Below are 25383 nucleotides of genomic sequence, written 5' to 3' on the forward strand. Positions count from 1 at the left end.
GTGCAGTTACTCCGCCGCCCTGAGTTTCGTCAGCTTCGCCCTGAGCGCGGCATCCGACATTTCCTCGTGCAATCGCTGCTCCTCGTGGGCCTGCGGCTTGGCGAAGCGGGCAATCAGGAGATAGGCGACCGGCGTGACGTAGAGCGTCACCAGAGTCGCGAAACCGAGACCGCCGACAATCACCCAGCCGAGCGCGATGCGCGCTTCCGCTCCGGCCCCATGCGCAAACACCAGGGGCACGCCGCCGAGGATGGTGGCGATCATGGTCATCATCACCGGACGCAGACGCAGCGCGCAAGCTCTCTCGATCGCCTCACGCACGCCCTCACCCGCATCGCGCAGCTGATTGGCGAATTCCACGATCAGGATGCCGTTCTTCGCCATGACGCCGACCAGCAGCACCAGACCGATCTGGCTGTAGATGTTGAGGCTGGAACCAGTGATGACGAGCGCAAAGATCGCGCAGGCGAGACCGAGCGGCACCGTCGACATGATGATCAACGACGACAGCACACTCTCGAACTGCGCGGCCAGCACCAGGAAGATGATGATGATGGCGAAGCCGAAGGTAAGCGCCATGCCGCTGGAATTCTCCTGCAGCGTCGCCGCCTCCGCAAGCGGGATCAGCCGCGCGCCGGGCGGCAGAAGCGGCGCGGCGATCCGCTTCACCTCCTCCACGGCCTGGCCAAGCGACATATTGTTCTTGAGGCCGGCGGTGATTGCCACCGATGCCAGTTGTTGCTCGCGGGTGAGCTGCGGCGCGACCGCCCCCTCCTTCAGGCTGGCAATGACCGACATCGGCACGATCTTGCCGTCTCCGGTCTTCAGGAAGACGTTTTCGAGATCAGTCGGATCGTCGATCGGCCGCATGGTCGAGGTCAGAAGTACCGGATATGCCTCGCCCTTGACGAAAACATCGACGACGGAGCGACCTTCGAGCAGCGATTGCAGCGCCGTCGATAGGCCGGTGATGTCGACGCCGAGATCGGAGGCGCGCTCGCGGTCGATCGCGACGGAGACCTGTGCCTGGGTCGGCTCGTTGTTGAGACGCGGTGTATCGAACTGGCCGGTGGTGTCCAGCGCCTGCACCAGTTTCAGCGCCGCCTGTGTCAGTGCCTCGTGATCATTGCCCGTCAGCGCCATCTGCACACCGCTGCCGGCGCCGCGAATGCGTAGGCTGTTCGACTGGAAGACATTGCCGCGCAGCGCCGGCACGCGGGCCATCGCTCGGTTGATATCGGCAACGATGTCGGTCTGCGTGCGATGGCGCTCGCTCCAGGGCGCTAGCGTCAACACCATGAAGCCGGTGTTCACCTGCCCGTTCTGGCCGGAAATTGCATAGACATTGCGGATATCGCCGCTGTCCATCAAGGGCTGCAGGTTCTCCTCCACGCGCTGCAACTGATCCTTGGTGTAATCGAGGCTGGCGCCCTGCGGCGTGGTCAGCCGGAGCATCACCAGAGCGCGGTCCTCATTCGGCGTTAGCTCGCTCTTGACGCCCAGAAAGGCAAAGATCGCCGCGGCTGAAAAGATCGCGCAAAAGGCGATGACCACCAGCGGCGCATTCAGGCAAGCCCCGAGCGTACGACGATAGACACTGGAGAACAGCGCGCCAAAACGGCCGAGCACGCCGTGATCCTCGCGCATCTCCCTGGTCAGCATGCGCGAGGCCAGCATCGGACAAAGCGTCAGCGCCACGATCGACGACAGGCCGACGGAGAAAGCCAGGACGAATCCGAATTCGCGGAACAGGCCGCCCACCTGCCCCGGCAGGAAGGACAGCGGAATGAAGACCGCGGCAAGTGTCGCCGTCGTCGCGATGACCGCGAAGAAGACCTCGCGCGTGCCAAGCACCGCCGCCGCACGCGGCCCCATCTTTTCCGACCTGCGACGCACGATGTTTTCCAGAACGACGATGGCATCGTCGACCACGAGGCCGGTCGCAAGCACGATCGCCAGCAGCGTCAGGATGTTGATCGAAAAGCCGACCATGTAGAGCGCCGCCAGCGTGCCCGTCAGCGCCACGGGCATGGTGACCGCCGGGATCAGCGTTGCGCGCCAGTCGCGCAGGAAGAGATAGATGACGATGGTAACGATCAGCCCCGACAATATCAGCGCCAGGACCACCTCATGGATCGCACCCTGGATGAACACGGCGTCATCGCTGGTGATCGCGATACGGGTTCCCTCCGGCAGGGATTTCGACAGTTGCGCCACCACGGCTTTCACGCCATTGGAGATGTTCAGCGTGTTCGATTGCGCCTGCCGGATGATGCCGAGGCCGATGCCCTGCACGCCGTTGGAACGCAGGGCGGTAGTCCCGTCGCGGGGACCGAGCGTCACAGTCGCGACATCGGCGAGCCGGACGCGATCCTTGACGATCAGTCGCGAAAAGTCCTCGGGCGTCTGCAACGCGGCCGTGGCGCGCACGACGATATCCTGCCGATTGCTCTTCAACGATCCGGCCGGCACATCGAGCGCCGCCGTTGCCAGCGCCGTCGTCAGGTCGCCGATCGTCAACCCTCGCCCGGCAAGCGCTCCCTGATCGACATCGATACGAAAGACTTTCTCCTGATCGCCATAAAGCTCGACATCGGCAACGCCATCGACAGAAGCCAGCCGATCGGTGATCTCATTGTCGACGAGCTGCGTCAGGTCGTCCATGGTCAGTGTATTGGAGGTGACGGCAAGGCGCATGATCGGCTGCGAATCCGAATCCGCCTTGACGATCTGCGGTGCGTCCGCCTCGTCGGGCAGCTGCTCGGTGATGCGGCCAATCGCATCGCGAACATCGTTGGCGGCAACGGAGAGATCAATGGCGTCGGAAAATTCGAGCGTTACCCGGCTCTGGCCGAAGGAGGAGCTGGACGAGACCGATTTCAGACCACTGACGCGGGCAACCGCGCCTTCGATAACCTTGGTCAGCTCCTGATCCACCGTCTGCGGCGCAGCGCCGTCGAACATGGTTCGCACGGTCACCACCGGACGGTCGACATCGGGCAATTCACGCACCTCGACGCCAAAATAGGCGGCAAGGCCGGCAACGACCATCAGCGTGTTGAAGACCAGCGCCAGGATCGGCCGGCGCACGAAAAGCGCGGTAAAAGCCTGCTTGCCGGAACCAGTGCCTGTCCCGGCCCCATCGCCGGTATCGTTGCCGTGCCCCATCATTGCGTGACGGCCTCCGTGGCCTCGGCGACTTCGCGGGCAAAGCGCACGGCGCCGCCCTCGGTCACGCGCTGCAACCCCTCGGTGACGATCCGGTCGCCATCCTTGAGATCGGCCTGAACCAGCACCGCATCCGGATTGCGCTGCACGACACTGACACGCACCTTGGTCGACTTGCCGTCGACGACGCGCCAAACGTAGGAGCCTTCGCCATCCCACTGCACCGACAGCGGATCGACGGAGGGATAGGTTTCCCCGGCAAAGCGCATGCCGACATTGAAGGACATGCCGGCGCGCAGCTCGTCCGTGGCATTGTCGATGCGGGCGCGAATCCGCAAGGTACGGCTGGCGCCATCGACGCGGTTGTCGACCGCCTCGACCACGCCGGAGAACAACCGTCCCGGCCGCGCCACCGACGTCGCCTCGACCGGCTGATCGACCTTGACCGTATTGGCGAACCGCTCCGGCACCCAGTAATCGACCAGCACTTCCGAACGGTCGTCGAGCGTAACGATGCTGGTCGTCGTCGTGACGTTGTCGCCGATGACGACCGGAACGATACCGACGATGCCGTCAATCGGCGCGACGATATCCCGACGCTTCAGCGCCAGTTCGGCCGATTGCAGCGCCAATTTTGCGCCCTGCTCGGCGATCTCCGAGTCGAAGACATCCATGCGCGACACGCTGGATTTGATGGTGTGATAGAGCTGCGATTTCTCGACAGCGCTCTTCAACGCCACCTCTGCCTGGCCGCGAGCGATGATCTGTTCGTCATCATCGAGGCGGGCCAGCACCTGGCCCTGCTTCACATGATTGCCGGACTTGATGAGGATTTCGCGTATCGTGCCCGTTGCCTGCGGCATGACGACGACGGAACGGATGGCATCGCCGGTACCGATGGCGCTCAGTCGATCATTGACCACGCCGCTGACCACGGCCTCGGTCACCACCAAGGGCGTATCCACGCCACGCCGCGCACCGCCATTCGCTGCCTTCTCACCCTTGGTACCCTTGCCAGGCGCAACCGTCGCCACAACGGCTTCAGGGACGCCAACTGCCCGCAGTAATCCCGCCGTGCCGGGCACGAACGCCACGACCGCGACAATGCCCGCCGCTAGCAGGAGAAAAGACAAGGAAAGCTGCTTCCAGGCGGTCATGTACGTCTCCGGCTCATTGTGTCAGAGGCGATGAAATCGCGTCGTCAGTTTAATATGCCTCGCCGCGTCAGGCGCACTGACTGAGGCCAAGCATCAGGCAAGCGGCGATATAACGCAGGATTGTGCCCGATTTGTTGCACTATCGTTTTTTTGAACATATGCGGCAAGCTTTGCTGCGCATTATGACAAAGTTGTAATTTTGGCGGAGACAACGAGGCATTTCATTCGCATCCCCGCATCCCGGTTCAGGCACGAAAATAGCCTCTTTATGACCTTCATACACCGGTGAATGTGCACTTTTTGTTCTATTTCCAGGCCGTTTCTTTTGCCTTTCAGGGCAGAATCATTACATTGAGCCGCATGACCATCGGACATGACGACATTCCCTTCTTCGACGAGGAGCCGGAACACCTGGTTCCGCGCCGGGCCGCCCCAGCGCCCAGCCCTGCCAGTGTAGGCGGCGGCATTGCGGCCCGCGCCATGGCGGCGCGCGACGGCGGCCGGCGGCCCGACTATCTCACCGGCCTCAATCCGGAACAGACGGAGGCGGTCGAGACGCTGGACGGGCCGGTTCTCGTGCTCGCCGGCGCCGGCACCGGCAAGACGCGGGTGCTGACGACCCGTATCGCCCATATCCTCTCCACCAACCGCGCCTTCCCCAGCCAGATCCTCGCCGTCACCTTTACCAACAAGGCCGCCCGAGAGATGAAGGAACGCGTCGCGCTGCTCGTTGGCGGCGCGGTCGAGGGCATGCCCTGGCTCGGCACCTTCCATTCGATCGGCGTCAAACTGCTGCGCCGCCATGCCGAGCTGGTCGGCCTCTCCTCCAGCTTCACCATTCTCGACACCGACGATGTCATCCGGCTGATTAAGCAGCTGATCCAGGCCGAGGGCCTGGACGACAAGCGCTGGCCGGCCAAGCAATTCGCCGGGATGATCGACACCTGGAAGAACAAGGGCCTCAGCCCCGCCGATATTCCCGAGGGCGACGCCCGCGCCTTCGCCAACGGTAAGGGGCGTGAACTCTATTTCGCCTATCAGGCTCGTCTGAAGACGCTCAACGCTTGCGACTTCGGCGATCTTTTGCTGCATCCGATCAACATGTTCCGGCAGAATCCGGATGTCCTGAAAGACTATCACCAGCGCTTCCGCTACATTCTCGTCGACGAGTATCAGGACACCAACACGGCGCAATATATGTGGCTGCGCCTGCTGGCACAGCGGCCGAAGGGTGAGTTGCAGAATGTCTGCTGCGTCGGCGACGACGACCAGTCGATCTATGGCTGGCGCGGCGCGGAAGTGGACAATATCCTGCGCTTCGAAAAGGATTTTCCCGGCGCCAAGGTGATCAAGCTGGAGCGCAACTATCGCTCCACCGAGCACATTCTCGGCGCTGCGGCCCATCTGATCAACCATAATGAAGGCCGCCTCGGCAAGACGCTGTTCACCGATCGCACCGATCCCGACGACATCAAAGTGCAGGTGCACGCTTCCTGGGATTCCGAGGAGGAAGCCCGCGCCATCGGCGAGGAGATCGAGCAGCTTCAGCGCGGCAATTCCAGCGGCGTTAAGCACAGACTGAACGACATGGCGATCCTGGTGCGCGCCTCTTTCCAGATGCGCGAATTCGAAGACCGTTTCGTCACGCTCGGCCTGAACTATCGCGTCGTCGGCGGCCCGCGCTTCTACGAGCGCCTCGAAATCCGCGACGCCATGGCCTATTTCCGCCTGGTCTGCCAGCCGGCCGACGATCTCGCCTTCGAGCGCATCGTCAACACGCCGAAGCGTGGCCTCGGCGACACCACTGTCCGCGCCCTGCACGACTACGCCCGCGCCCGCGACATCCCGATGCTGGCGGCGTCAGCCGACATTATCGAGACCGACGAGATGAAGCCGAAGCCGCGCAAGGCTTTGTTCGACGTCGTGCAGTCCTTCCGCCGTTGGCAGGGCCTGCTCGAAAACACGCCACACACCGAACTCGCCGAGCAGATTCTCGAAGAGTCCGGCTATACCGACATGTGGAAGAACGACAAATCGGCGGAAGCGCCCGGACGGCTGGAAAACCTGAAGGAACTCATCCGCTCGATGGACAGCTTCGAATCCATGCGTGGTTTCCTCGAACACGTCTCCCTCGTCATGGACGTCGAGCAGAACGAAAATCTCGATGCCGTCTCGATCATGACGCTGCACTCCGCCAAGGGCCTCGAATTCGAAACCGTGTTCCTGCCCGGCTGGGAGGAAGGCCTGTTTCCGCACCAGCGCTCGCTCGACGAGAGCGGCCGCGCCGGGCTGGAGGAAGAACGCCGCCTCGCCTATGTCGGCCTCACCCGCGCCAAGCGCCGCTGCCACATCTGGTTCGTCTCCAACCGCCGCATCCACGGGTTATGGCAATCGACCATTCCGTCACGCTTCCTCGACGAACTGCCGGTCACCCATGTCGAAGTCGCGGAAGTGGAGCAATCCTACGGCGGTTACGGCCGCGGCGGCTATGGCCAGTCTCGCTTCGACAAGACCGAGCCCTTCGCCAATTCCTATTCCACCCCCGGCTGGAAACGCGCCCAGGCAAACAAGACCGACGCCACCCGCGACAACTGGGGCTCCCGCTCCGGCCATGCGGTGGAACGTATCGGCTACGGCGAAAGCGGCCCCAAAACCCGTACCATCGACGGCGAACTCATCGCCAAATCCACCTCCTCCGAACCCTCAAAATTCTTCGTCGGCGACCGCGTGTTCCACATCAAGTTCGGCAACGGCAATGTCTCGGACGTCGAGGGGAACAAGCTGACGATCGAATTCGATCGCGCGGGGCAGAAAAGGGTCTTGGATGGGTTTGTGGAGCGGGTGTGATCAGGAACCGTTGGCAACGTAAGACTGTATCACACCCTGAATTTGCGCTTTGGCCTTAAAGATGTCTGCGGTCTGCGTGATATCAAACCGAGACCCCGCCTTTTCGGCGTCGAAGATCGTTAGGAACTTGGTCTTGGAATTAAAATGGAGCCTGACGATCGGCTTGCGGTTATTGTCATCGAAATTGATGCCGCAATATGATTTCTGATCACGCATAACAATTCGCGATACATCCGCTAGTTCGGCGGCGATAGCTCTTACGATATTAAAGCCATCGATCTCTTCTTGAGTCGTCTCGATGCCGTCCCCGTCATCGTTGATCTGAGTGACCGAATCTACATCCTTTATCGTCGGAATGTTCACGTTCTCATTGAACGCGGCGCTCAACCGTTTTTGAATTTTTTGACGAACCAGATCTTCAAACGCACGTTTAATGATCGGCTTGAACTCGGCAACGACACCAGCGGTGAGCTTGCCATCATATATTTCCTTGGAGATCAGGCGAACGAACTCGTCATCGGGATCATTAAATTGCGCTTCGATACAACTAATCGTCGCCTTCATCCGCTTGAGGGTACTGGCCGAGCTCTTGATATCATCAATCGAGAATTTTTCTTTATGGAATTTTTCGAGTTCTTTCAGATCGTTGTCGTCGTAGTCGAAAAGATCAAACTTAAAGAATGGATTGCTATCGAGCTTATTGGGCGCGTCAAGATCGGTAAAAAACCAGATTTGAATGCCATTTGTAAGGATAGCAATCGAGCAATCCGTCGTCGAAAAATACCGATACAGTTGGCTATATTGAGCTTGCGAAAGATTCGCACTAACTGCTTTCGCCTCAAGAATAAATTCGATCTTGTCGTTGATCTTTACAGCGTAATCGACCTTTTCGCCCTTCTTCAATCCTACATCAGCAACAAATTCCGGCACGATCTGCGTTGGATCGAACACATCAAAACCGAGCGTTCGCAGAAATGGCATAACAAGAGCGTTCTTGGTCGCCTCTTCCGTCAGAGCTATATTTTGCGCAGAGACTGCGCGCTTCGATAGTTCAGCAACCTCTTCCTTGAATGACATGGCGGCCCCTCGATTTGATCCCCAGCCCAAACAATATTACATTCGCTTGCGGATGCAATTGATGCGAGCGTATATTTTTAATTGAATTTATTTTTCATAACTCGCCTCGAAAAACAAATGCGCAATTTCTGGTCGCGGGAAAACTCTGCTCTCTCTCTCTGTGTGTTGCCGTATTCCCCACACACTCCGTCATCCTCGGGCTTGACCCGAGGATCCAGGCTCAAGCATTTCGACGCAGCGTTTAACGTCACTTTAGACATCAGGCTGGGAATGCTACTTGCGATGCTGGAGGCATTGCATCTGGCGGTAAGACTTTTTCGGAAGCAGTGAGCCTTGTGCGTGGATCCTCGGGTCAAGCCCGAGGATGACGGAGTGTATGTTAAGCCACAGTGGCAAACGCGAATACTGTGGTCCGCTCTCAAACTCTTGACGGCCATCATTCCCACCGGCACTATACACGCATGGGTAGATATACCTACATCATCACCAATCAGAAGCGAGGCACGCTCTACATCGGCGTCACCTCAGATCTCGAGCGTAGAATCTACGAACATCGAGAAGGTCTGACACCCGGCTTTGCCTGGAAATACGGCTGCACCCGGCTAGTATGGTATGAAGATCACGCCGATATCAGTGCCGCCATTCAACGCGAAAAGTCGCTGAAGCGCTGGTATCGCCAGTGGAAAATCGAGTTGATCGAGAACGCCAATCCAGATTGGCGCGACCTATATTATGAGTTGTGGTGAGCGCTGCTTAAGCCTCCCGCCCTTGACACGCCTGCCCTGCGGAATCCGCATCGCTAGCAAGCTACCAATCTCGGACCAATCCCTTATATCGAGTTCTGCGGCTTCGAGTCAGCGCGCCTCCCGCGATGTCTCGGCAAGCCGTTGCCAGCCTGCCGTTCGGCACACCTGAAGGGGTCCCACCCTCGCCTGGCAAAAACAAAAATCGAGGATAAAAAAATGGCTGGCATAGCAACAAGCTCTGCGCCCGCCGGCGGTCGCGCCTCCGCGCACCAGGGCCAGGGTAATTATCAATTCGCGCTTATCGCACTCACCTCACTCTTTTTCATGTGGGGTTTCATTACCTGCTTGAACGACATTCTGGTGCCGCACCTGAAGAGTGTCTTTCAGCTCAACTACACGCAGTCGATGCTGATCCAGCTCTGCTTCTTCGGCGCCTATTTTATCGTGTCGCTGCCGGCAGGCGCGCTGGTGAAGCGCATCAGCTATAAATGGGGCATCGTCGTCGGCCTCGTCATCGCCGCCATCGGCTGCGCCCTGTTCATCCCGGCCGCGAGCTACCGCATCTACGCCCTCTTCCTAGGCGCCCTCTTCGTGCTCGCCGCCGGCGTCACCATCTTGCAGGTCGCAGCCAACCCTTATGTTACCGTGCTCGGGCCTCCGGATACCGCCGCAAGCCGCCTGAACCTGACCCAGGCCTTCAATTCGCTCGGCACCACCATCGCCCCGATCTTCGGCGCCATGCTGATCCTCTCGGCCGCAACGGTCGCTGCCACCAACGCCACGCCGGAACAGCTCGATGCCATCAGGCTTGCTGAAGCCGGCGCGGTGAAGCTCCCCTACCTAATGCTCGGCGCAGCCTTCCTGCTGCTCGCCGCCATTTTTGCGGCACTGAAACTGCCCGACGTCGAAGATGAGGAAACGATCGAGCCCATGCGCGGCGGCGGGTCGGCCTGGCAGTATCGCCACCTCGTCCTCGGCGCGGTCGGCATCTTCCTCTATGTCGGCGCTGAAGTCAGCATCGGCAGCTTCCTCGTCAACTTTCTGAGCCAGGCGGATATCGCCCATTTCTCCGAGGCCGAAGCCGCGCATTACGTCTCTTACTTCTGGGGTGGCGCCATGATCGGCCGGTTCATCGGCTCGCTGGTCATGCGCCATGTCGACGATGGCAAGGCGTTGGCCTTCAATGCGATTATCGTCGCCATCCTGCTTCTGGTGACCGTGCTCACGACCGGCCATGTCGCCATGTGGTCGGTGCTAGCGATCGGCCTGTTCAACTCGATCATGTTCCCGACGATCTTCAGCCTGGCGCTGCATGGCCTCGGCAAATATACGAGCCAGGGCTCCGGCATCCTTTGCCTCGCCATTGTCGGCGGCGCCATCCTGCCGATGATCCAGGGCGGACTTGCCGACACCATCGGCATCCACCTCGCCTTCCTGATGCCGATCATCTGCTACGTCTATATCGCCTTCTACGGCCTCAAGGGTCACAAGCCCTCGTAAGCTTTCGAAAACCATTGCGCCGCGCCTGATCATCAGGCGCGGCGCAAAAGGCTTGATCCGCAGCGCAACGCTTGGCATCGTGCAGCGCAACAGAAACGGAAGGACAGGCCTCATGAAAGCATTGCTGCTGATCGACATCCAGAACGGTTTCTGCCCCGGTGGCAATCTGCCGGTTCCCGAAGGCGATCAGGTGGTGCCTGTTGCCAACAAGCTCATCGACAGCGGCAAATACGACATGGTCCTCGCCTCCCAGGACTGGCACCCCGCCGGCCATGGCAGCTTCGCCTCCGCCCATCCCGGCAAGAAACCCTTCGAAATGGGCATGCTCTCCGGCAAGCCGCAGATGATGTGGCCGGACCATTGCGTGCAAAATACCGAGGACGCCCGGCTTCACCCCGCCCTCCATGTCGACGGCATCGATTTCATCCAGCAGAAGGGTCAAAAGCCGGATGTCGACAGCTACTCGGCCTTCCGCGATAATGATCAGGCGGCCCTCACCGGCCTTGCCGCGCAGCTGCGCGCAGAGGGCGTGACCGAGCTTGATCTCTGCGGGCTAGCGACGGACTATTGCGTGAAATTCTCGGCGCTCGACGCCGTCGAGATGCTGCCGGGCGTTACCGTTCGCTTCATCGAGGACGCCAGCCGCGGCATCGATCCAGCCGGCGTTCAAGCGGCGATCAACGAGATGCGGACGCGCGGCGTCGCCATTATCAGCAGCAAAGTCGCTCTTGCTTAAAATCTCTTATCCCAGGCTAAAGCTTCTCTAAAGAAAATGGCGCAAGCTATTCCCGATATTAGGGAATCGGGATATTCGCGTGCAGTCGATCACCATCAACGGGCGTTTTCTCGGCCAGCCTCTGTCAGGCGTGCAGCGCTTTGCGCGAGAGCTGACGCTGGCACTCGACCGCAAGATCGCCGCCGGGGCCGTACCCACCGCACTGAAGGGCGCAACGTGGAGGCTGGCGGTGCCGCGCGACACGCCGGTCGATATCGAACTCTCGGCCATATCGATCGACGCTTTCGGTTCAGGCCTTGGCCATCTCTGGGAGCAGACGGCGCTGCTTGCCCGCTCGCGAGGCGGTTGGTTGATCGGCTTCGGCGGCAGCGGTCCGCTGCTACATCGCCATCAGGCTGTGATCATCCATGACGTGACCATCTTCCGACATCCGCAGTCGTTCAAGCGCAGCTATCGGCTGCTGCATGGCGCGCTCGGTGCGGTCCTGACCCGCACCGCGAAGATCGGCACCGTCTCGGAATTCTCCCGCCAAGAGCTGGCTTCCGTCTTCCGCGTTCCCGCGGACGGCATCGATGTCGTCTATAACGCCGTCGATCATTTCGCCGCCATCGAACCGGACGAAACCATCATCCCACGCCTAGGTCTCAAGAGGAACGGCTTCTTCCTGCTGGTCGGCACGATGAAGCCGAACAAGAACCTCGATTTCGCCATCCGTGCCTTCAAGGCACTTGGCAATTCAGATCAAAAGCTGGTGGTCGTTGGCGGCACCGCGCCGAGCGTATTCAAATCGGAAGGCCCTCAATCCAATGACCACATGCTTTTCCCCGGCCGGCTGAGCGATGCGGAAATCGCGGCACTCGAGCGCCATGCTACCGCCTTCGTCTTTCCGAGCCTCTATGAGGGTTTCGGCATTCCGCCGCTGGAAGCAATGACGCAAGGCTGCCCGGTGCTTGCGGCCGATATCCCTGCCGTACGCGAAGCCTCCGGCACCGCCGCGCTCTATTTCGATCCGACGAAGCAGGATGAGCTGGTCGCGGCCATGCGCCGGATCGCCGGAGATGAGGCGTTGCGCGTGGATCTCCGCCAAAAAGGCCATGAGAATGTCGCCCGCTTCTCTTGGGACAACAGCGCCGAAAAAGTGCTGAGAATGCTCGAAGAACTCTGAGCTACGACGCCATCCGCGGACGGAACATCGTCACGAAATAGCTGTAGAGGCCGAGCAGGCAGAAGATACCGCCACCGATAATCCCCGCCCCAACCGAGATCCATAGCGAATAGTCGAATCCGGCGGTAGCAAGGACCGGCACGGCAAGCCCGACGGCGGAAAGCACGACCGGCTGCCAGACGAAATCGAAGGGTAATGCCATCAGCACCTTCCCCCCGATCACCATCGCGATCAGCGCGCCGACCATGCCGCCCGCCATCAGCGCGCCGTCGCTGAAGGAATGAAGATAGCCGCCCGCCAAGGCTCCGCCGTTGAGCAGCACGCAATCCACCACCGCCAGCAGGAAGATCGCCAATAGCCGATGGCGCAGATGCGCCGGCGTCGGCAGCATGTTGAGCGTCAGAGCCCGGCAGACGGCAAGGCCGGTGACAAACGGCGCGGCACTGAGAAAGCCCTCGCGCAAACCGGGCGCAATGACGAAATGACCGACCGGCTGCAACAACGCGAAAATCCCCGCCGCCGTCATCAGCGTGAAGCCCGATAGCAGCGAATAGTAGCCGCCAAGCTGCCGCTGGAACGCCGGTGTCGCACCCTCGCGATCATAGGTCGCGACCACATCGGGATATTGGATCGCCTGCAGAGCCGCAACAATGAGCACGAAAGGCCGCTGCAGCAGATCAAGCGCCAGCAGCGCGCCCGCAGCACCACCTGCCCCCAAGACCGCCGTCAGGATCGATTTCAGACCAAGCGGCGCCAGAAGCCCGATGACCGAGGCTCCAGCCGCCACACTGCCATAAACGAAATGTTTTCTGACCAGCAGCGGCTGAAAACCCGCCGCCTCGCGGAGGCTGTTGCGGGTAAGAAACATCGCCAGGATGCTATAGGCGACATAACCACCGAGCAGGCCCGCCACCGTAGAAGTGAAATTCGGCGCAATCGCCGCACCGGCCAGCGTGCCAATGGCCAGGATAGTGGCGCGCGAGCCCTGCAAGCGTGAAAAGGCGTGAAACTCCTGGCGGAAACGCAGCATGGTCAGATGCAGGTCGCTGCCACCCTGAAGGATGACCACAAGGCTGCCAAGCACCGCGATCTCGGGCGGCACCGCAAAGAAGATCGAAGCACCGGCAACCAGAATGCAGATCACGGCGCAGGCAGCAAACTCGATGCTCAATGCCGTACGCTCCGCCGCCTCGCTGCCAAGCGCCTGGCCGGGATAGAAGCGGCTGCAGGCAAAGCGGATCCACTCGAAACAGAAGATCGCCGCGAACTGGCTGATAGAGATGAACAACGAATAGGCGGCATAATCCGCCGGCGCCAACAGATGCGCCACCGCGATCAGCAACCCGAAGGCAATCGCTGCCTGATAAAAATATGCCGCCAATGCCACGATCTTCGCCATGGCGGCAGCTAACAGCAAAAGATTGAGAAAAACGCTAAGTTATATGAAAAGCTTTGATGGATCCGGGCCGCCCCAATCCTTCGAGGCGCTGCCCTTTGGGCTGCGCACCTCAGCATGAGGTGGAGTGAACGCCGCGCTGCTCGCAAGCGCTGATTTGGCATTAGATTGCACGGAGCGTTAGCTCTCATGGTGAGGAAGACAGCAATGCCGTCTCGAACCACGAGAGCGGATGACCGCCTCTCCTTGAATTGCCTTTTTGCACTGCACACGTTAGAAGAGCCGCCAAAATCAAAAGACGGGAGACGGACAAGCGTCGGGCGGCGCGTCCGCGGAGGAGCATCATGGAAACGATCAGCACGATAGCCGCATTGCGCGAACGGCTTGCCGCGCATCGCAGAGCCGGCAAAAGCATCGGCCTGGTGCCGACCATGGGCTATCTGCATGCCGGTCACATGGAGCTGGTCTCCCGCGCCAGAGCTGAAAACGACATCGTCGTTGTCTCCATCTTCGTCAATCCGCTGCAATTCGGCGCCAACGAGGATCTGGCGAAATATCCGCGCGATCTCGAGCGGGACAGCGCCATGCTGCGCGACGGCAAGGTCGATTTCATCTTCGCGCCCGGCGTCGCCGACATGTATCCCCGGCCGATGGAAACGGTTGTCGAGGTGCCGAAGCTCGGCACGGAGCTGGAAGGCGCTGTTCGCCCCGGCCACTTCGCCGGCGTCGCCACTGTTGTCACCAAGCTTTTCAATATCGTCCAGCCCGACAGCGCCTATTTCGGCGAGAAGGATTATCAGCAGGTGGCGATCATCCGCCGCATGGTGGAGGATCTGGCTCAGCCGGTCCGTGTCGTGCCGGTGCCGACGATCCGTGATGCCGATGGCCTCGCGCTATCCTCACGCAACGTCTACCTCTCGACGGAACAGCGTGCCGCCGCCGTCATCGTGCCGAAGGCGCTGGCCGAAGCCGAACGACTCTATAACGAGGGCGCCGACGATCCCATCGCATTCGAAGCGGCACTGCGCGACTTCATCGCCAGCGAACCATTGGCAACGCCCGAAGTCACCGCTGTCCGCCATCCAGACACGCTGGAGCCGCTGACGAGCCTGCAGCGCCAGCCCATCCTCGTCGCCCTCTTCGTGCGTATCGGCGCAACCCGCCTGCTCGACAATCGCATCATCGGCCGCAAGCAGGCCGCCAGCGAAAAGGCGGCCTGACATGAGCGCTACCGGACTGACCAAACGCAACACCACCTCCCAGATCGAAGCGATGAAGGGCACCCGCCCGATCGTCAGCCTGACGGCCTATACGACGCCAATCGCCCGGCTGCTCGACCCGCATTGCGACCTGCTTCTGGTGGGTGATTCCCTTGGCATGGTACTCTACGGGATGGAATCGACAGTCGGCGTGACGCTGGAGATGATGATTGCCCATGGTCAGGGCGTCATGCGGGGCGTCCAAAAAGCCTGCGTCATCGTCGACATGCCATTCGGCTCCTATCAGGAATCGAAAGAGCAAGCCTTCCGCAATGCGGTTCGGATCCTGAAAGAAACCGGCTGCGACGGCGTCAAGCTGGAGGGCGGGGAAGAGATGGCCGAGACCGTCGCATTCCTGACCGCTCGCGGCGTACCGGTCTTCGGCCATGTCGGGCTGATGCCGCAGCAGGTGAAAACGGCAGGTGGCTATCGCGCGCTCGGCCGCTCGGAAGAAGAAGCCGAGAAGATCCGTCGGGATGCAAAAGCCATCGAGCAAGCCGGCGCCTTCGCGCTCCTCGTCGAGGGCACCGTCGAAACCCTTGCTCGCGAGATCACCGCTTCGGTCGGTATCCCAACCATTGGGATCGGCGCCTCACCCGCCTGCGACGGCCAGATCCTTGTCTCCGACGACATGCTAGGCCTCTTCAGCGATTTCAAACCTCGCTTCGTGAAGCACTTCGCTCAGCTGGCGCCGACGGTTTCAAAGGCGGTGGAAGCCTATGCGGAAGAGGTGAAGGCGCGGACGTTTCCGGGGCCGGAGCATACGTTCCAACCGAAGAAATAAAGCCGATCAGCGCTTCTCCGCCTCCCTCTCCAGCAGATAGATCGCCTCGCCAAAATCCTCCATCTTGGTCATCAGCGCCGCATGGGCGTCGCGCAGGCCCTGATTGTAAAAATGCGGGCCGATTTCGGTGGTGAAGAAATCGAGCAGGAATTCAGCCGGCAGCGTGCCGATCGTCTGATCAAGTTCGTCGGCGAAATATTTCTGAAGGCGGACCACGATCGCGGCCTTTTCTTCCTTCGGGAAGGTGATTTTCTTCATCGATGACACCCAGGTGTTTCGTGGACATATCCCATCGGTTGTTCAACGGAATCGATTGTCCTATCAAGGAAATTGAATTGCCGATGCTTGCCTCCCAGCTTACAGCTCCTCCGTGCGCCGCGCATCCCACCGGACGCGCAAAGCCAGTTGTATTTTTGCTCCGCACATAGCCCGTTAAATCCACGCGGATTTAGCGGGCTATGTGTTGGGCTTTCAATAAAGGACAAAGCGGACCATGAGTCGCGCGGATTTTTTTGAGGGCCTGAAGGGCGGCACTCCGGTCGCCATCGCGGCGGCACCATTCGGTGCCTTGTTCGGCGCCCTGGCGCATGACCAGGGCATGTCGCTCGGCGAACTCACCCTGATGAGCGGCACGGTCTATGCCGGCGCCAGCCAGATGGTCGGCATCGATCTCTTCGGCCACAACGTACAAGCCTGGTTGATCGTGCTGTCGATCCTGGCGGTCAATTTCCGCCATGTTCTCTACTCGGCCGCGATTGCCCGCTACATCCGGCATTTCTCGCCGGTCCAGAAATTCTTCACCTTCTTCCTGCTGGTCGATCCACAATTTGCCGAAACGGTCAAGCGTCACGAGAGCGGCAAACCCGTCACCTTCGCCTGGTATCTGGGTTTCGCCGCCGTCATCTATGTCGTCTGGGTGGTGCTGAGCCTTATCGGCGGCCTGCTCGGCAGCATGATCGGCGACCCCAAGGCGATCGGCCTCGATATCCTATTGCCGATCTATTTCCTCGGCATCGTCATCGGCTTCCGCAAGCGCGACAATTTCCTGCCCGTGGTGATCGCCAGCGCCGGTGTTTCGGCCATTGCCTATCGCTATGTCGGCTCGCCCTGGCATGTCAGCATCGGTGCGCTCGCGGGTGTCGCCCTCGCCGCCATGCTGCCGCCGATCAAGGCGAACCGCAAGCCCGACCTCGTCAATGAACATCACGAGGTCTGACCATGTTCGATTTCGACTTGCATATGGTCCTGCTGATCCTCACGGCCGCCCTCGTCACCTTCCTGACGCGCATCGGCGGCTACATCCTGATCGTCAAGATGACCCGCATTCCGCCACGCGTCGAAGCCGCGCTGAATGCGGTACCCGCCGCTGTCCTTACAACCCTCGTCGCCCCGGCCTTCTTCAACGGCGGCTGGGACACGAAGGTGGCTATGTTCGCCGCGCTATTGGTCGGCCTGCGCTTCTCATCCACATTCATGCTGATCGCGGGATGGGCCGTCGTGATGGCGTGGCGGCATTTTGCCGGGATTTAAAGCGACATGCAGGCCTTATCTCGCCCTTGGCGAGCGAGAAAGCAATTTCACTGGTTTAGGAATTGCGGTACGGAAAGCTCTGCCCATTCAAAAGCTCATCGCAATTTCTAAGCCATTGAAATTGCAAGAGAGGGGGGCCATTTCTTGGTCCCTTGCTTCAAAGATCCGTGCGTCCCTACCCACCCCCGCCCTTGCGATTTCTAAGAATTAGCCGAGGGACGAGCCCTCATCTAATCCTAAGAAATCGCTTTCCCGCCCGCCAGGGGCGGGATAGGCGCTCTTAGTGACTCAATTCCAGCGTCGCATTCTCCAGCCAGGCCCGGATATCCGGATCGTGGATCAGCGGCATCAGCGCTTCACGAGTCCTGGCGTGATAGTCGTTCAGCCAATGCAGTTCGTCATGGGTCAGCAGCTCCGGAAGGATAACGCTGCGGTCGATCGGGCAGAAGGTCAGCGTTTCAAAGCCGAGCATCGGAATATCGCCGCCTTCGATCTCCTCGGGATCGCGAATATAGATCAGGTTTTCGATACGAATGCCGAAATGGCCCGGACGATAATAGCCGGGTTCGTTCGACAGGATCATGCCGGGAAGCAATTCCTGCGTCGATAGCCGCGAGATGCGCTGCGGCCCCTCATGCACCGAGAGATAGGAGCCGACACCGTGGCCGGTGCCGTGAGCAAAGTCGACGCCGGATTTCCAGAGCGCGATACGCGCCAGCGGATCGAGATCGCAGCCGCGCGTACCCTTGGGGAAACGCGCCGTGCTGATGGCGATCATGCCCTTCAGCACCAGCGTGAACAACCGCTTCTGCTCCTTAGGGACCGCGCCGATGCCGACCGTGCGGGTGATATCGGTGGTGCCGTTGATATATTGCGCGCCGGAATCGATCAGGAACAGCTCTCCGGCCTGGATCAGACGATCGGTCTCCGTCGTCACGCGATAATGCATGATCGCCGCATGCTCGCCTGCGCCGGAGATGGTGTCGAAGGAAATATCCTTCAGCGGGTTCTGCATGCTCTGGCCGACGCGGGCGCGGCTTGCCTCCAGCCGTTCGGCAGCGGTGATTTCGCTCACCGTGCCCGGCTTGCTAGTCTCCAGCCAATAGAGGAACTCGACCATGGCGGCGCCATCCTGCAGATGGGCGGCAGCCGAGCCATTGATTTCCGCGGCATTCTTGCGGGCGCGCGGCAGCTTGGCCGGATCCGTGCCCTCCACCACCTCGCCACCCTCGCGACGAATGATGTCGGTCAGCGCATAGGACGCCAGATCGGGATCGACCAGGATGCTCCCGCCATTCGCGGAGGCAGCAGCCAGTCGCTTGACGAGTTCGGAAGGAGGAAGCTGCTTGCAGATCTGCGTGAGGTAAGCCTCCGCCTCGATCTTGGTCTTGCGCTTGTCGAGGAAAATTTCCGTCTCCCCCTCGGCATAGATGATGGCGCGCGCCAGCGGATGCGGCGTATGCGGCACGTCGTTGCCGCGAATATTGAAAATCCAGGCAACAGAGGACGGATCGGTGATCAGAGCAGCCTTAAGGCTCTTCGCCTTCAGATCGGCCGCAATGGTCGCCAACTTGTCCTTCGCCAAGATGCCAGCCTGCCCGATATCCTGGATGATGACGCCGCCAAGCGGCTCAGCCGGACGGTCGGCCCAGAGCTTGTCCAGCGGGTTATGCGGCAGAAAGACCAGCTTGCCGCCGATCTCCGCCAGCGCCTTTTCCAGCCGCCGGACTTCGGCGCCAGTGTGCAGCCACGGATCGATGCCGAGACGGAAGCCTTTCTTCGCATGACGCGGCAGCCAGACATGCGGCGGCTCATCAACGAGATCGCCGCCGGTGAACACGGATCGGTCCACCTGCTCGGCCAACTGCGTCACATAGCGACCGTCGACGAAAACAACAGCTTGAGACTGTGTCACGAGCGCAACACCTGCCGATCCGGTAAATCCCGTCAGCCAGGCCAGGCGCTCCGAACATTTGGGCACATATTCACCCTGATATTCGTCCGCACGGGGCACAAGGAAGCCGTCAATGCCGAGATTGCTGAACGCAGCACGCAGGCCGGTGACGCGCTCGCGACCGAATTGCGGGGTGGATGTGACGTCGAAAGACTGGAACATGGCTTAATCCGAAACTGACCGAGAATCCGCGAAACTGAGCGGCAACAGCATGTTAGAGCATGATCCCGGCAAGTGCGACACGATTTTCGCACAAGATCACGCGCGAATAGGCGCACGGGACTTCTCAACCGATCCGCCAGTCGGCGATGCGAGTCGCCCGTTAACAATTTCGCCCATTTCGTGAGCAACCGAGATCGATTGTGACATCATAGCGGCAGGCAATATGCATTAATTGCATAGCTCCCATGAAGCATACCCCCTGCCACGCAAGGGGGCGAGTCGCTATATGGTGCACATCAAACGGGGTTCACAGCGAACCCGCTCGAAAAGGACAATGAAAATGCCTATCTCTCGCTCCGCATATGTTAGCCCGGCACTGGCTGGCGAGCGGCGCACCGTACGCCACTCTGTCGGCGCACTTCGCCAGCTCGAAGTCGAAACGTCGAAAGCAATCGGCGCAAGCCGTGGCGGTCGCTACTGACAATTACAAGAGCTAGCGTTCATATTGGATCGGACCGGGACTCCTCCTCCCACCCGGATCGAACCAGAACGGTAGAGCCCGCTTGAGCACTCCTCCACATGCTCGCGGGCAAGATCGGTCAAATACCGATCAGCAAGGCGGTGCTTCGGCATCGCCTTTTGCGTTTTAAGGGCCTTTAAAAGCCACTCCCCAATGGAAGATAGACCGGCTCAAGGCCGGTCGAGATGGATGGTGACCCAGCCGTTGCGCCAGATGGTGCGAACATGGCGCATCTTCGCGCCATTATAGGCCGCCAACACCTTCCAGCGCTGCTCGGCAAGAATGCCCGAGAGGATGACCGAGCCGCCGGGTGCCAGGTGAGCGACCAGCTGCGGCGCCATTTTGATCAGCGGCCGGGCCAGAATGTTGGCGATGATCAGGTCGAAAGGCCCATGGCGGGAAAAGGCCGTGGAATGAAAGCCCGGCGCCGTTTCCAGCGCGATGCCAGATGCAATGCCGTTGCGGCGGACATTCTCGCGGGCGACGCGGACGGCGATCGGATCGATATCGGTGGCGAGAACCGGGATATTGCGCAGCTTACGCACGCCGATCGCCAGAACACCACTGCCGGTGCCGAGATCAAGCGCATTGCGCACCCGCCGGCTGGCAAGTACCGTTTCGATCGTCTCCAGGCAGCCCGCCGTCGTACCGTGATGGCCAGTGCCGAAGGCCTGGCCGGCATCGATCTCGATGGCGATATCGCTCGAGCCGATCTTGTCTCGGTCATGGGAACCATGCACCAGAAAGCGCCCGGCACGGACCGGCTTCAAGCCCTCCAGTGACTTGGCGATCCAATCGACATCGGGAATGACTTCCTTTTTGATGACAAGCTCGGGAAAGGCCGGCTTCAGCAAAGCCGCAAAACGCGCGCGCACGTCGTCTTCGTCATCCGCATAGAGATAGATCGACGCTTCCCAGATGTCGCTCTTCTCATCGATCTCGCTGGTTGCGATAGGTAGTTCTTCATCTTCGAACACCGGCGTCATCAGATCGAGAACCTGCTCGGACTTTTTCTCGGTCGTCGTCACGTAAAGGCGGATTTCACTCAACTCTTCGCTCTCTCTTGTTCTTACTCGGCCCAGTCGATCCAAGGCGGCTTCGGCGTGTCATAGCCGGCGACATTGTAAAGCAGCCTGCGCCGCGCCGGCCCGAAACGCAAAAACAGCGGCACGAACAGATTGCGCACCGCGATCGCCAGCGCATTTTCCATGGTGATCAAGCGGGTCAGACCATAGGTCTGCTTCAGCACTTGCTTCACAGCTGGAATTCTGAGGGCCGAATACTCCTCTTCGCGCCCTTCCGCAATGAGCCAGGCGAGCCAGCAGGCGTCCTCTATGCCAAGATTCATGCCCCGAGCCCCTGCCGGAGAATGAATATGCGCCGCGTCGCCCGCCAGGAACACATTGCCCTTGGCCATCGGCTCGACGTGGCGGAAATGAATGCGGAACTGCGAGACCCAGATCTTTTCGACGACTGTGTCCGGATGAACGATGCGGCTTTCAAAATCCTCCCGCGTCGAGATATAGCGCAGGACATCGGAAGACACCGGCAAGCGCCCGATCAAGCCGGGATCGCAAAGCGTGATCTCGACGAAATGCGAGTCCGTCGGTTTGGCATAGCGAAAATCGGCAATATAGAAATAAGCCTCCAACGCCTCGCCGGGGAAACCGGCGCCGAGCGCCTTGCGCACGGCCGAATGCGCGCCGTCGGCACCGATCAGAATGTCGGGGCGAACGGTTTCCGTGCCGCCATCGGCGCGTCGCAACGTCACCTCAGGCTTCCGAGTATCGGCGATCGTCTCCGCCACGACCGCGGTCTGCCATTCCGGCGCAATGCCGTAGGCGGCGAGCGCCTCGATCAGTAACCGCTCAGTCGCGCCCTGCGCCAGAACGTGCATGGCGCCAAAGCGCCCCGGCACCTGCCGCGTATCGACATCGGCAAGGACTTTCGCTCCGGAACGGATATGAAAATGCATGATCAGCTGAGCTGCCGTGACGATGCGCTCGGCAACGCCGGAAGGCGAAAGCAGCGTCAGTGTGCGGGCATTGATGCCGAGAGCCCGGCTCTCTTCCAAAGGCGTCGGCCCCTGGCCATCATCGATAATGCGAGGCGCAAAACCGCGGCGAGCCAACTCCAGCGCTGCGGTCAGGCCAGCCGGACCCGCACCCGCAATCAGGATGGACTTGGATTTCCTCTCTCCCCCGGCCCTATCCTCCATAGGCGCCCTATCCCTTCTTGATCAGGTTCTCCAGCTTCTTGACTGCAACATCCGGATCCTCCTGATAGGCGATCGTGCCGGCGAAGCGGCCGAAGGCGTCGAGCAGGAAGACAGAGGCGGTGTGATCCATGGTATAATCGCCGTTCGGATCCTTCTCGTCGAGTGGAACTTTCTTGGCGTAGACCCGGAAGCCCTTGATCATGTCCATCACCTTGGCGGGATCGCCGGAAATGCCGGTGATGCGGTTCGAGACATTGGACACGTACTGGTTCATGATTGCGGGCGTATCGCGCTCCGGATCAACAGTGACGAAATAGGCATTGAGCTTCGTGCCGTCAGGGTCAACCTTCTGCATCCAGCCGTTCATTTCAAACAGCGTGGTCGGGCAAACGTCAGGGCAATGCGTATAACCGAAAAACAGCGCCGTCGGCTTGCCGCGAAAGGCCTGCTCACTGATCGGCTGGCCATTCTGCGCCGTAAGCGTAAACGGCACTCCATAGGGACCTTCGGCTGCCGCCTCCGGTGTCTTGCTGCCCTCGATGGTGAACCATCCCAGCACTCCGGCCATGATCAACACGGCCACCCAGACAACAATTCGCACGGTTTTCATCGCTGCTTCTTCCCCACCATGCCCGGCTAACACTCGGCATGCGAGACGGCGGGCGATCACTGCCCGGGTGTAACGGGTCGCACCGGGAGACGCAATTCAAGAAGATGTTTTCACATGCACCGGAATTCGTCCCGGCGTTAAAGCAATCCTAACCTGTCCGCGCCAACATCAAACCCAATAGGCGAAGTCAGATTCGCCGGTCGCAGGGCCTGCGGCAGATCCATCTTGATTCAGAAGGGCATGACGCCCGCCGAAGCAGCCGAGCGCCTTTCGAGCGCCAAAGCCTTCGGATGCTGTAGCAGCATTGAACCGCTCCAGCCGATCCCCCTTGCAATCGCCATTGCCGCGTGCCGCCGGCGCCAAACGGGAAGTCCTTCACCATGACGAATGCCATCAAACAATCGGGCGCCTATCTGGAGATCGTCTCCTTCCATCTCGGCGGCCAGGAATTCTGCATCGACATCATGGCCATCCGCGAAATCCGCGGATGGGCGCCGGTGACGCCGATGCCGCATACTCCGCCCTATGTGCTTGGCCTCATCAATCTGCGCGGCGCAGTGATCCCGGTTATCGACATGGCCTGCCGTCTCGGCATGAAGATGACGGAGCCGTCCGAACGCTCCGCCATCATCGTCACCGATATCGCCGGCAAGCTCGTCGGCCTGCTGGTCGAGCAGGTGTCCGACATGATGACCATCAAGAGCGAAGACCTGCAGCCACCGCCGGAAATCATTCCGGAAGCACAGCGGGCTTTCTGCCGCGGCATCGTGGCACGGGAAAAGACCATGGTCTGCTTCCTCAACCTCGACACCGTCATCGCCGAGCAATTGGCGCAGGCTGCCTGATCTGGGAAAATAGCTTCAACCAAAATCGCCCTGAAGCGGCTGCTTCAGGGCGATTGTGTTATTAAGCCGACGCCAGCAGGGGTGTAGCCGGCGCGGGCGGATCATGCAGGCCGTGAACAGATGGAAGTCCCACTCCCACGTTCGCCCATAAAATTGCACCAAAATGACGCAATGCGGAAGCGTTTAAGTGGGTTTGGCAACTAAAAGGCTAAACTTTTTTTGGTACAATCCTCTTCATGGTTGTTCAACCAGCAGCCAGGCAATCTCAGTTGGGCTTGCCGTTCTTCCAGGTCACGGTCTGGCTGAACAGAGGAATGGTGGAAATCGCCATCTTCGCCGAGCCGTTGGTCAACTCGCGCGAATGAATAAGATAGACCAGCGTATCGTTCTTCTTGTCGTAGATCCGAGTGACCACCAGCTTCTTCCAGATCAGCGACAGCCCGGCGCGAAACACTTCCTCTCCGCCTTGCGACAGGTTGATGTCGCCGATCGAGATCGGGCCGGTCTGCTGGCAGGCGATCGAATTGTTGGAGGGATCCTCGAACCAGTTGCCCTTTCTCAGCCGGTCGATGACGCTGCGGTCGAAATACGTGACGTGGCAGGTGACGCCGGAGACGCCCGGATCAGGCACGGCATCAACCAGAATATCATTGCCGGTCCAGTCCACTCCAACCTTGCCGACGACCTCGGCGGATGCGGAAACGGGCGCCAGCGCCAGGAACGACGCGGCAAGAGCAGCAGGCAACTTCAAAGACGTCATCAATCATCCTCCGACATGCGCCGCCGGGAGTTCAAGCGGCATTGCTAAAGTAAGATAGCGCTCGGGGGATGCAAGAGGTCGACGTGGTCATCACCCGCTCTTAAGCCCAGCCATGAACCTGGCATTTCCCCATTCCATCATGTGGATGACGGCAAGCTTCACCGCATCGCCTGCCACGTCCAACACCATCACAGACGCAGGCCATCCTGTTGACTTCCGGGCAAAAACACCGGAAGCTGGCGGCATGATCGCAAACCGCGCCACCATGATGCATCTTCTCGCCACCTCACCCCTTGCAGGGCGAGTGGAAGCAGCGTTGCGTTAAGCTGACTGCGATCCCCTTCAACCCCTGCCGAGGCGAGCAGGGTTTGAAGTCCTTGCTCTCCTCCTGAACATCAAGGAGAGCCATATGAATTCAGGACAGCAAGAACCGGACCGGCGACGACCACGAAAAGCCGTTGGAGTAGAGATTCGAGCCGCAGCTCCATCTGATGCCGAAGGCATCGCCCTTATTGCCAATCTGCCCGGCTTTCGCGCCGGCACACTCCGCCTGCCCTTTCAGAGCATCGAGGAAACCCGGCAATGGCTGGAAAAGCCGACGCCTGGCGCGATCAGCCTTGTCGCTTTGCTCGAGGGGCAAATCGTCGGCAACGCCGGCCTACGCCGCCATGATGGCCGCCAGATTCACACCGGAAACATCGGAATGGGCGTCCATGACGATTTCATCGGCCGGGGTATAGGTTCTGCGCTGTTTGCTGCCCTCGTCGACACCGCCGACAACTGGCTGGCGATCAAGCGACTGCAGCTGACCGTCTATGTCGACAACGGGCCTGCGATCCGGCTCTACGAGAAATTCGGTTTTGAGACAGAGGGAAGGCTCAAAGCCTTTGCATTTCGCAACGGCGAATATGTGGATGCCTTCACGATGGCGCGGATCAGGATGTAAACG

23 protein-coding genes are annotated in these 25383 nt (G+C 60.1%); 13 read left to right on the forward strand and 10 right to left on the reverse strand.

Annotated features, from left to right (window positions below):
• Window positions 1-6 precede the first annotated feature (6 nt).
• Window positions 7-3171: an efflux RND transporter permease subunit gene (locus PMI03_RS20320; RefSeq protein ID WP_007697093.1), complete on the reverse strand. Its 3165-nt coding sequence runs from the start codon at window positions 3169-3171 to the stop codon at window positions 7-9.
• The gene (locus PMI03_RS20325) at window positions 3168-4325 is read right to left on the reverse strand and encodes an efflux RND transporter periplasmic adaptor subunit (protein ID WP_007697097.1); all 1158 of its coding nucleotides are present in this window, start codon (window positions 4323-4325) and stop codon (window positions 3168-3170) included. Before PMI03_RS20325 ends, PMI03_RS20320 begins: the two co-directional genes overlap by 4 nt.
• 360 nt (window positions 4326-4685) lie before the next feature.
• Between PMI03_RS20325 and PMI03_RS20330 the strand changes: the two genes are divergently transcribed.
• The gene (locus tag PMI03_RS20330; protein WP_039974414.1) at window positions 4686-7172 is read left to right on the forward strand and encodes a UvrD-helicase domain-containing protein; all 2487 of its coding nucleotides are present in this window, start codon (window positions 4686-4688) and stop codon (window positions 7170-7172) included.
• On the opposite strand, the gene PMI03_RS20335 is transcribed toward PMI03_RS20330, so the two are convergent.
• Window positions 7173-8249, reverse strand: a complete 1077-nt coding sequence (locus PMI03_RS20335; protein WP_007697103.1) for a type I restriction endonuclease — start codon at window positions 8247-8249, stop codon at window positions 7173-7175. It lies immediately after the preceding gene.
• 461 nt (window positions 8250-8710) lie between these two features.
• Between PMI03_RS20335 and PMI03_RS20340 the strand changes: the two genes are divergently transcribed.
• From PMI03_RS20340 to PMI03_RS20355, 4 genes are all read left to right on the forward strand, one after another.
• Window positions 8711-8995 carry a GIY-YIG nuclease family protein gene (locus tag PMI03_RS20340; RefSeq protein ID WP_007697106.1) on the forward strand — a complete coding sequence of 95 codons (285 nt, stop codon included), beginning with the start codon at window positions 8711-8713 and terminating at the stop codon, window positions 8993-8995.
• Window positions 8996-9211: 216 nt separating this feature from the next.
• Entirely contained in the window at window positions 9212-10495 is a 1284-nt protein-coding gene (gene fucP, locus PMI03_RS20345) for an L-fucose:H+ symporter permease (RefSeq protein WP_007697109.1), read from the forward strand.
• Window positions 10496-10607: 112 nt separating this feature from the next.
• Window positions 10608-11231, forward strand: coding sequence for a bifunctional nicotinamidase/pyrazinamidase (gene pncA, locus PMI03_RS20350; RefSeq protein WP_007697111.1), 624 nt, complete (start codon window positions 10608-10610; stop codon window positions 11229-11231).
• A 79-nt stretch (window positions 11232-11310) separates the two neighbouring features.
• Window positions 11311-12396, forward strand: a complete 1086-nt coding sequence (locus PMI03_RS20355) for a glycosyltransferase family 1 protein (RefSeq protein WP_007697112.1) — start codon at window positions 11311-11313, stop codon at window positions 12394-12396.
• Window position 12397: 1 nt separating this feature from the next.
• Here the strand turns inward: PMI03_RS20355 and PMI03_RS20360 are convergent, their stop codons facing one another.
• Window positions 12398-13795, reverse strand: a complete 1398-nt coding sequence (locus tag PMI03_RS20360) for a hypothetical protein (RefSeq protein ID WP_007697115.1) — start codon at window positions 13793-13795, stop codon at window positions 12398-12400.
• A gap of 341 nt (window positions 13796-14136) precedes the next feature.
• Here PMI03_RS20360 and panC point away from each other — a divergent pair, with 341 nt between their 5' ends.
• Together panC and panB are read left to right on the forward strand one after the other, a co-directional pair.
• Window positions 14137-15012: a pantoate--beta-alanine ligase gene (gene panC, locus PMI03_RS20365; protein ID WP_007697118.1), complete on the forward strand. Its 876-nt coding sequence runs from the start codon at window positions 14137-14139 to the stop codon at window positions 15010-15012.
• A 1-nt stretch (window position 15013) separates the two neighbouring features.
• Window positions 15014-15835 (forward strand): 3-methyl-2-oxobutanoate hydroxymethyltransferase, encoded by an 822-nt coding sequence (gene panB, locus PMI03_RS20370; protein ID WP_007697120.1) that lies wholly within the window; start codon window positions 15014-15016, stop codon window positions 15833-15835.
• A gap of 6 nt (window positions 15836-15841) precedes the next feature.
• Here the strand turns inward: panB and PMI03_RS20375 are convergent, their stop codons facing one another.
• Window positions 15842-16093 (reverse strand): DUF2164 domain-containing protein, encoded by a 252-nt coding sequence (locus PMI03_RS20375; protein ID WP_007697121.1) that lies wholly within the window; start codon window positions 16091-16093, stop codon window positions 15842-15844.
• A 235-nt stretch (window positions 16094-16328) separates the two neighbouring features.
• Between PMI03_RS20375 and PMI03_RS20380 the strand changes: the two genes are divergently transcribed.
• Both PMI03_RS20380 and PMI03_RS20385 read left to right on the forward strand, forming a co-directional pair.
• The gene (locus tag PMI03_RS20380; protein WP_007697124.1) at window positions 16329-17051 is read left to right on the forward strand and encodes an AzlC family ABC transporter permease; all 723 of its coding nucleotides are present in this window, start codon (window positions 16329-16331) and stop codon (window positions 17049-17051) included.
• Window positions 17052-17053: 2 nt separating this feature from the next.
• The gene (locus PMI03_RS20385; protein ID WP_007697127.1) at window positions 17054-17365 is read left to right on the forward strand and encodes an AzlD family protein; all 312 of its coding nucleotides are present in this window, start codon (window positions 17054-17056) and stop codon (window positions 17363-17365) included.
• A 280-nt stretch (window positions 17366-17645) separates the two neighbouring features.
• Here the strand turns inward: PMI03_RS20385 and PMI03_RS20390 are convergent, their stop codons facing one another.
• Window positions 17646-19481: an aminopeptidase P family protein gene (locus tag PMI03_RS20390; RefSeq protein WP_007697131.1), complete on the reverse strand. Its 1836-nt coding sequence runs from the start codon at window positions 19479-19481 to the stop codon at window positions 17646-17648.
• A gap of 340 nt (window positions 19482-19821) precedes the next feature.
• Here PMI03_RS20390 and PMI03_RS31815 point away from each other — a divergent pair, with 340 nt between their 5' ends.
• Entirely contained in the window at window positions 19822-19962 is a 141-nt protein-coding gene (locus PMI03_RS31815) for a hypothetical protein (protein ID WP_162185011.1), read from the forward strand.
• Between the two features lie 209 nt (window positions 19963-20171).
• On the opposite strand, the gene PMI03_RS20395 is transcribed toward PMI03_RS31815, so the two are convergent.
• The 3 genes from PMI03_RS20395 to PMI03_RS20405 are packed head-to-tail and all read right to left on the reverse strand — an operon-like array spanning window position 20172 to window position 22829.
• Complete coding sequence (locus PMI03_RS20395; protein ID WP_007697133.1) at window positions 20172-21050, reverse strand: 50S ribosomal protein L11 methyltransferase; 879 nt, start codon at window positions 21048-21050, stop codon at window positions 20172-20174.
• A 20-nt stretch (window positions 21051-21070) separates the two neighbouring features.
• A complete protein-coding gene (locus PMI03_RS20400) occupies window positions 21071-22219 on the reverse strand; it encodes an NAD(P)/FAD-dependent oxidoreductase (RefSeq protein WP_007697137.1) in 1149 nt (382 codons plus the stop codon).
• Between the two features lie 7 nt (window positions 22220-22226).
• Window positions 22227-22829 carry an SCO family protein gene (locus PMI03_RS20405; RefSeq protein ID WP_007697139.1) on the reverse strand — a complete coding sequence of 201 codons (603 nt, stop codon included), beginning with the start codon at window positions 22827-22829 and terminating at the stop codon, window positions 22227-22229.
• Window positions 22830-23209: 380 nt separating this feature from the next.
• On the opposite strand from PMI03_RS20405, the gene PMI03_RS20415 reads away from it, so the two are divergent.
• Window positions 23210-23674 (forward strand): chemotaxis protein CheW, encoded by a 465-nt coding sequence (locus PMI03_RS20415; RefSeq protein ID WP_007697141.1) that lies wholly within the window; start codon window positions 23210-23212, stop codon window positions 23672-23674.
• A gap of 265 nt (window positions 23675-23939) precedes the next feature.
• Here the strand turns inward: PMI03_RS20415 and PMI03_RS20420 are convergent, their stop codons facing one another.
• A complete protein-coding gene (locus tag PMI03_RS20420; RefSeq protein ID WP_007697144.1) occupies window positions 23940-24434 on the reverse strand; it encodes a CreA family protein in 495 nt (164 codons plus the stop codon).
• A 112-nt stretch (window positions 24435-24546) separates the two neighbouring features.
• On the opposite strand from PMI03_RS20420, the gene PMI03_RS31820 reads away from it, so the two are divergent.
• Both PMI03_RS31820 and PMI03_RS20425 read left to right on the forward strand, forming a co-directional pair.
• The gene (locus PMI03_RS31820) at window positions 24547-24759 is read left to right on the forward strand and encodes a hypothetical protein (RefSeq protein ID WP_309574425.1); all 213 of its coding nucleotides are present in this window, start codon (window positions 24547-24549) and stop codon (window positions 24757-24759) included.
• 84 nt (window positions 24760-24843) lie between these two features.
• The gene (locus PMI03_RS20425; RefSeq protein WP_007697146.1) at window positions 24844-25380 is read left to right on the forward strand and encodes a GNAT family N-acetyltransferase; all 537 of its coding nucleotides are present in this window, start codon (window positions 24844-24846) and stop codon (window positions 25378-25380) included.
• The last annotated feature ends 3 nt before the right edge of the window (window positions 25381-25383 follow it).

Source organism: Rhizobium sp. AP16 (assembly GCF_000281735.1).
Taxonomy (GTDB): Bacteria; Pseudomonadota; Alphaproteobacteria; order Rhizobiales; family Rhizobiaceae; genus Rhizobium; species Rhizobium rhizogenes.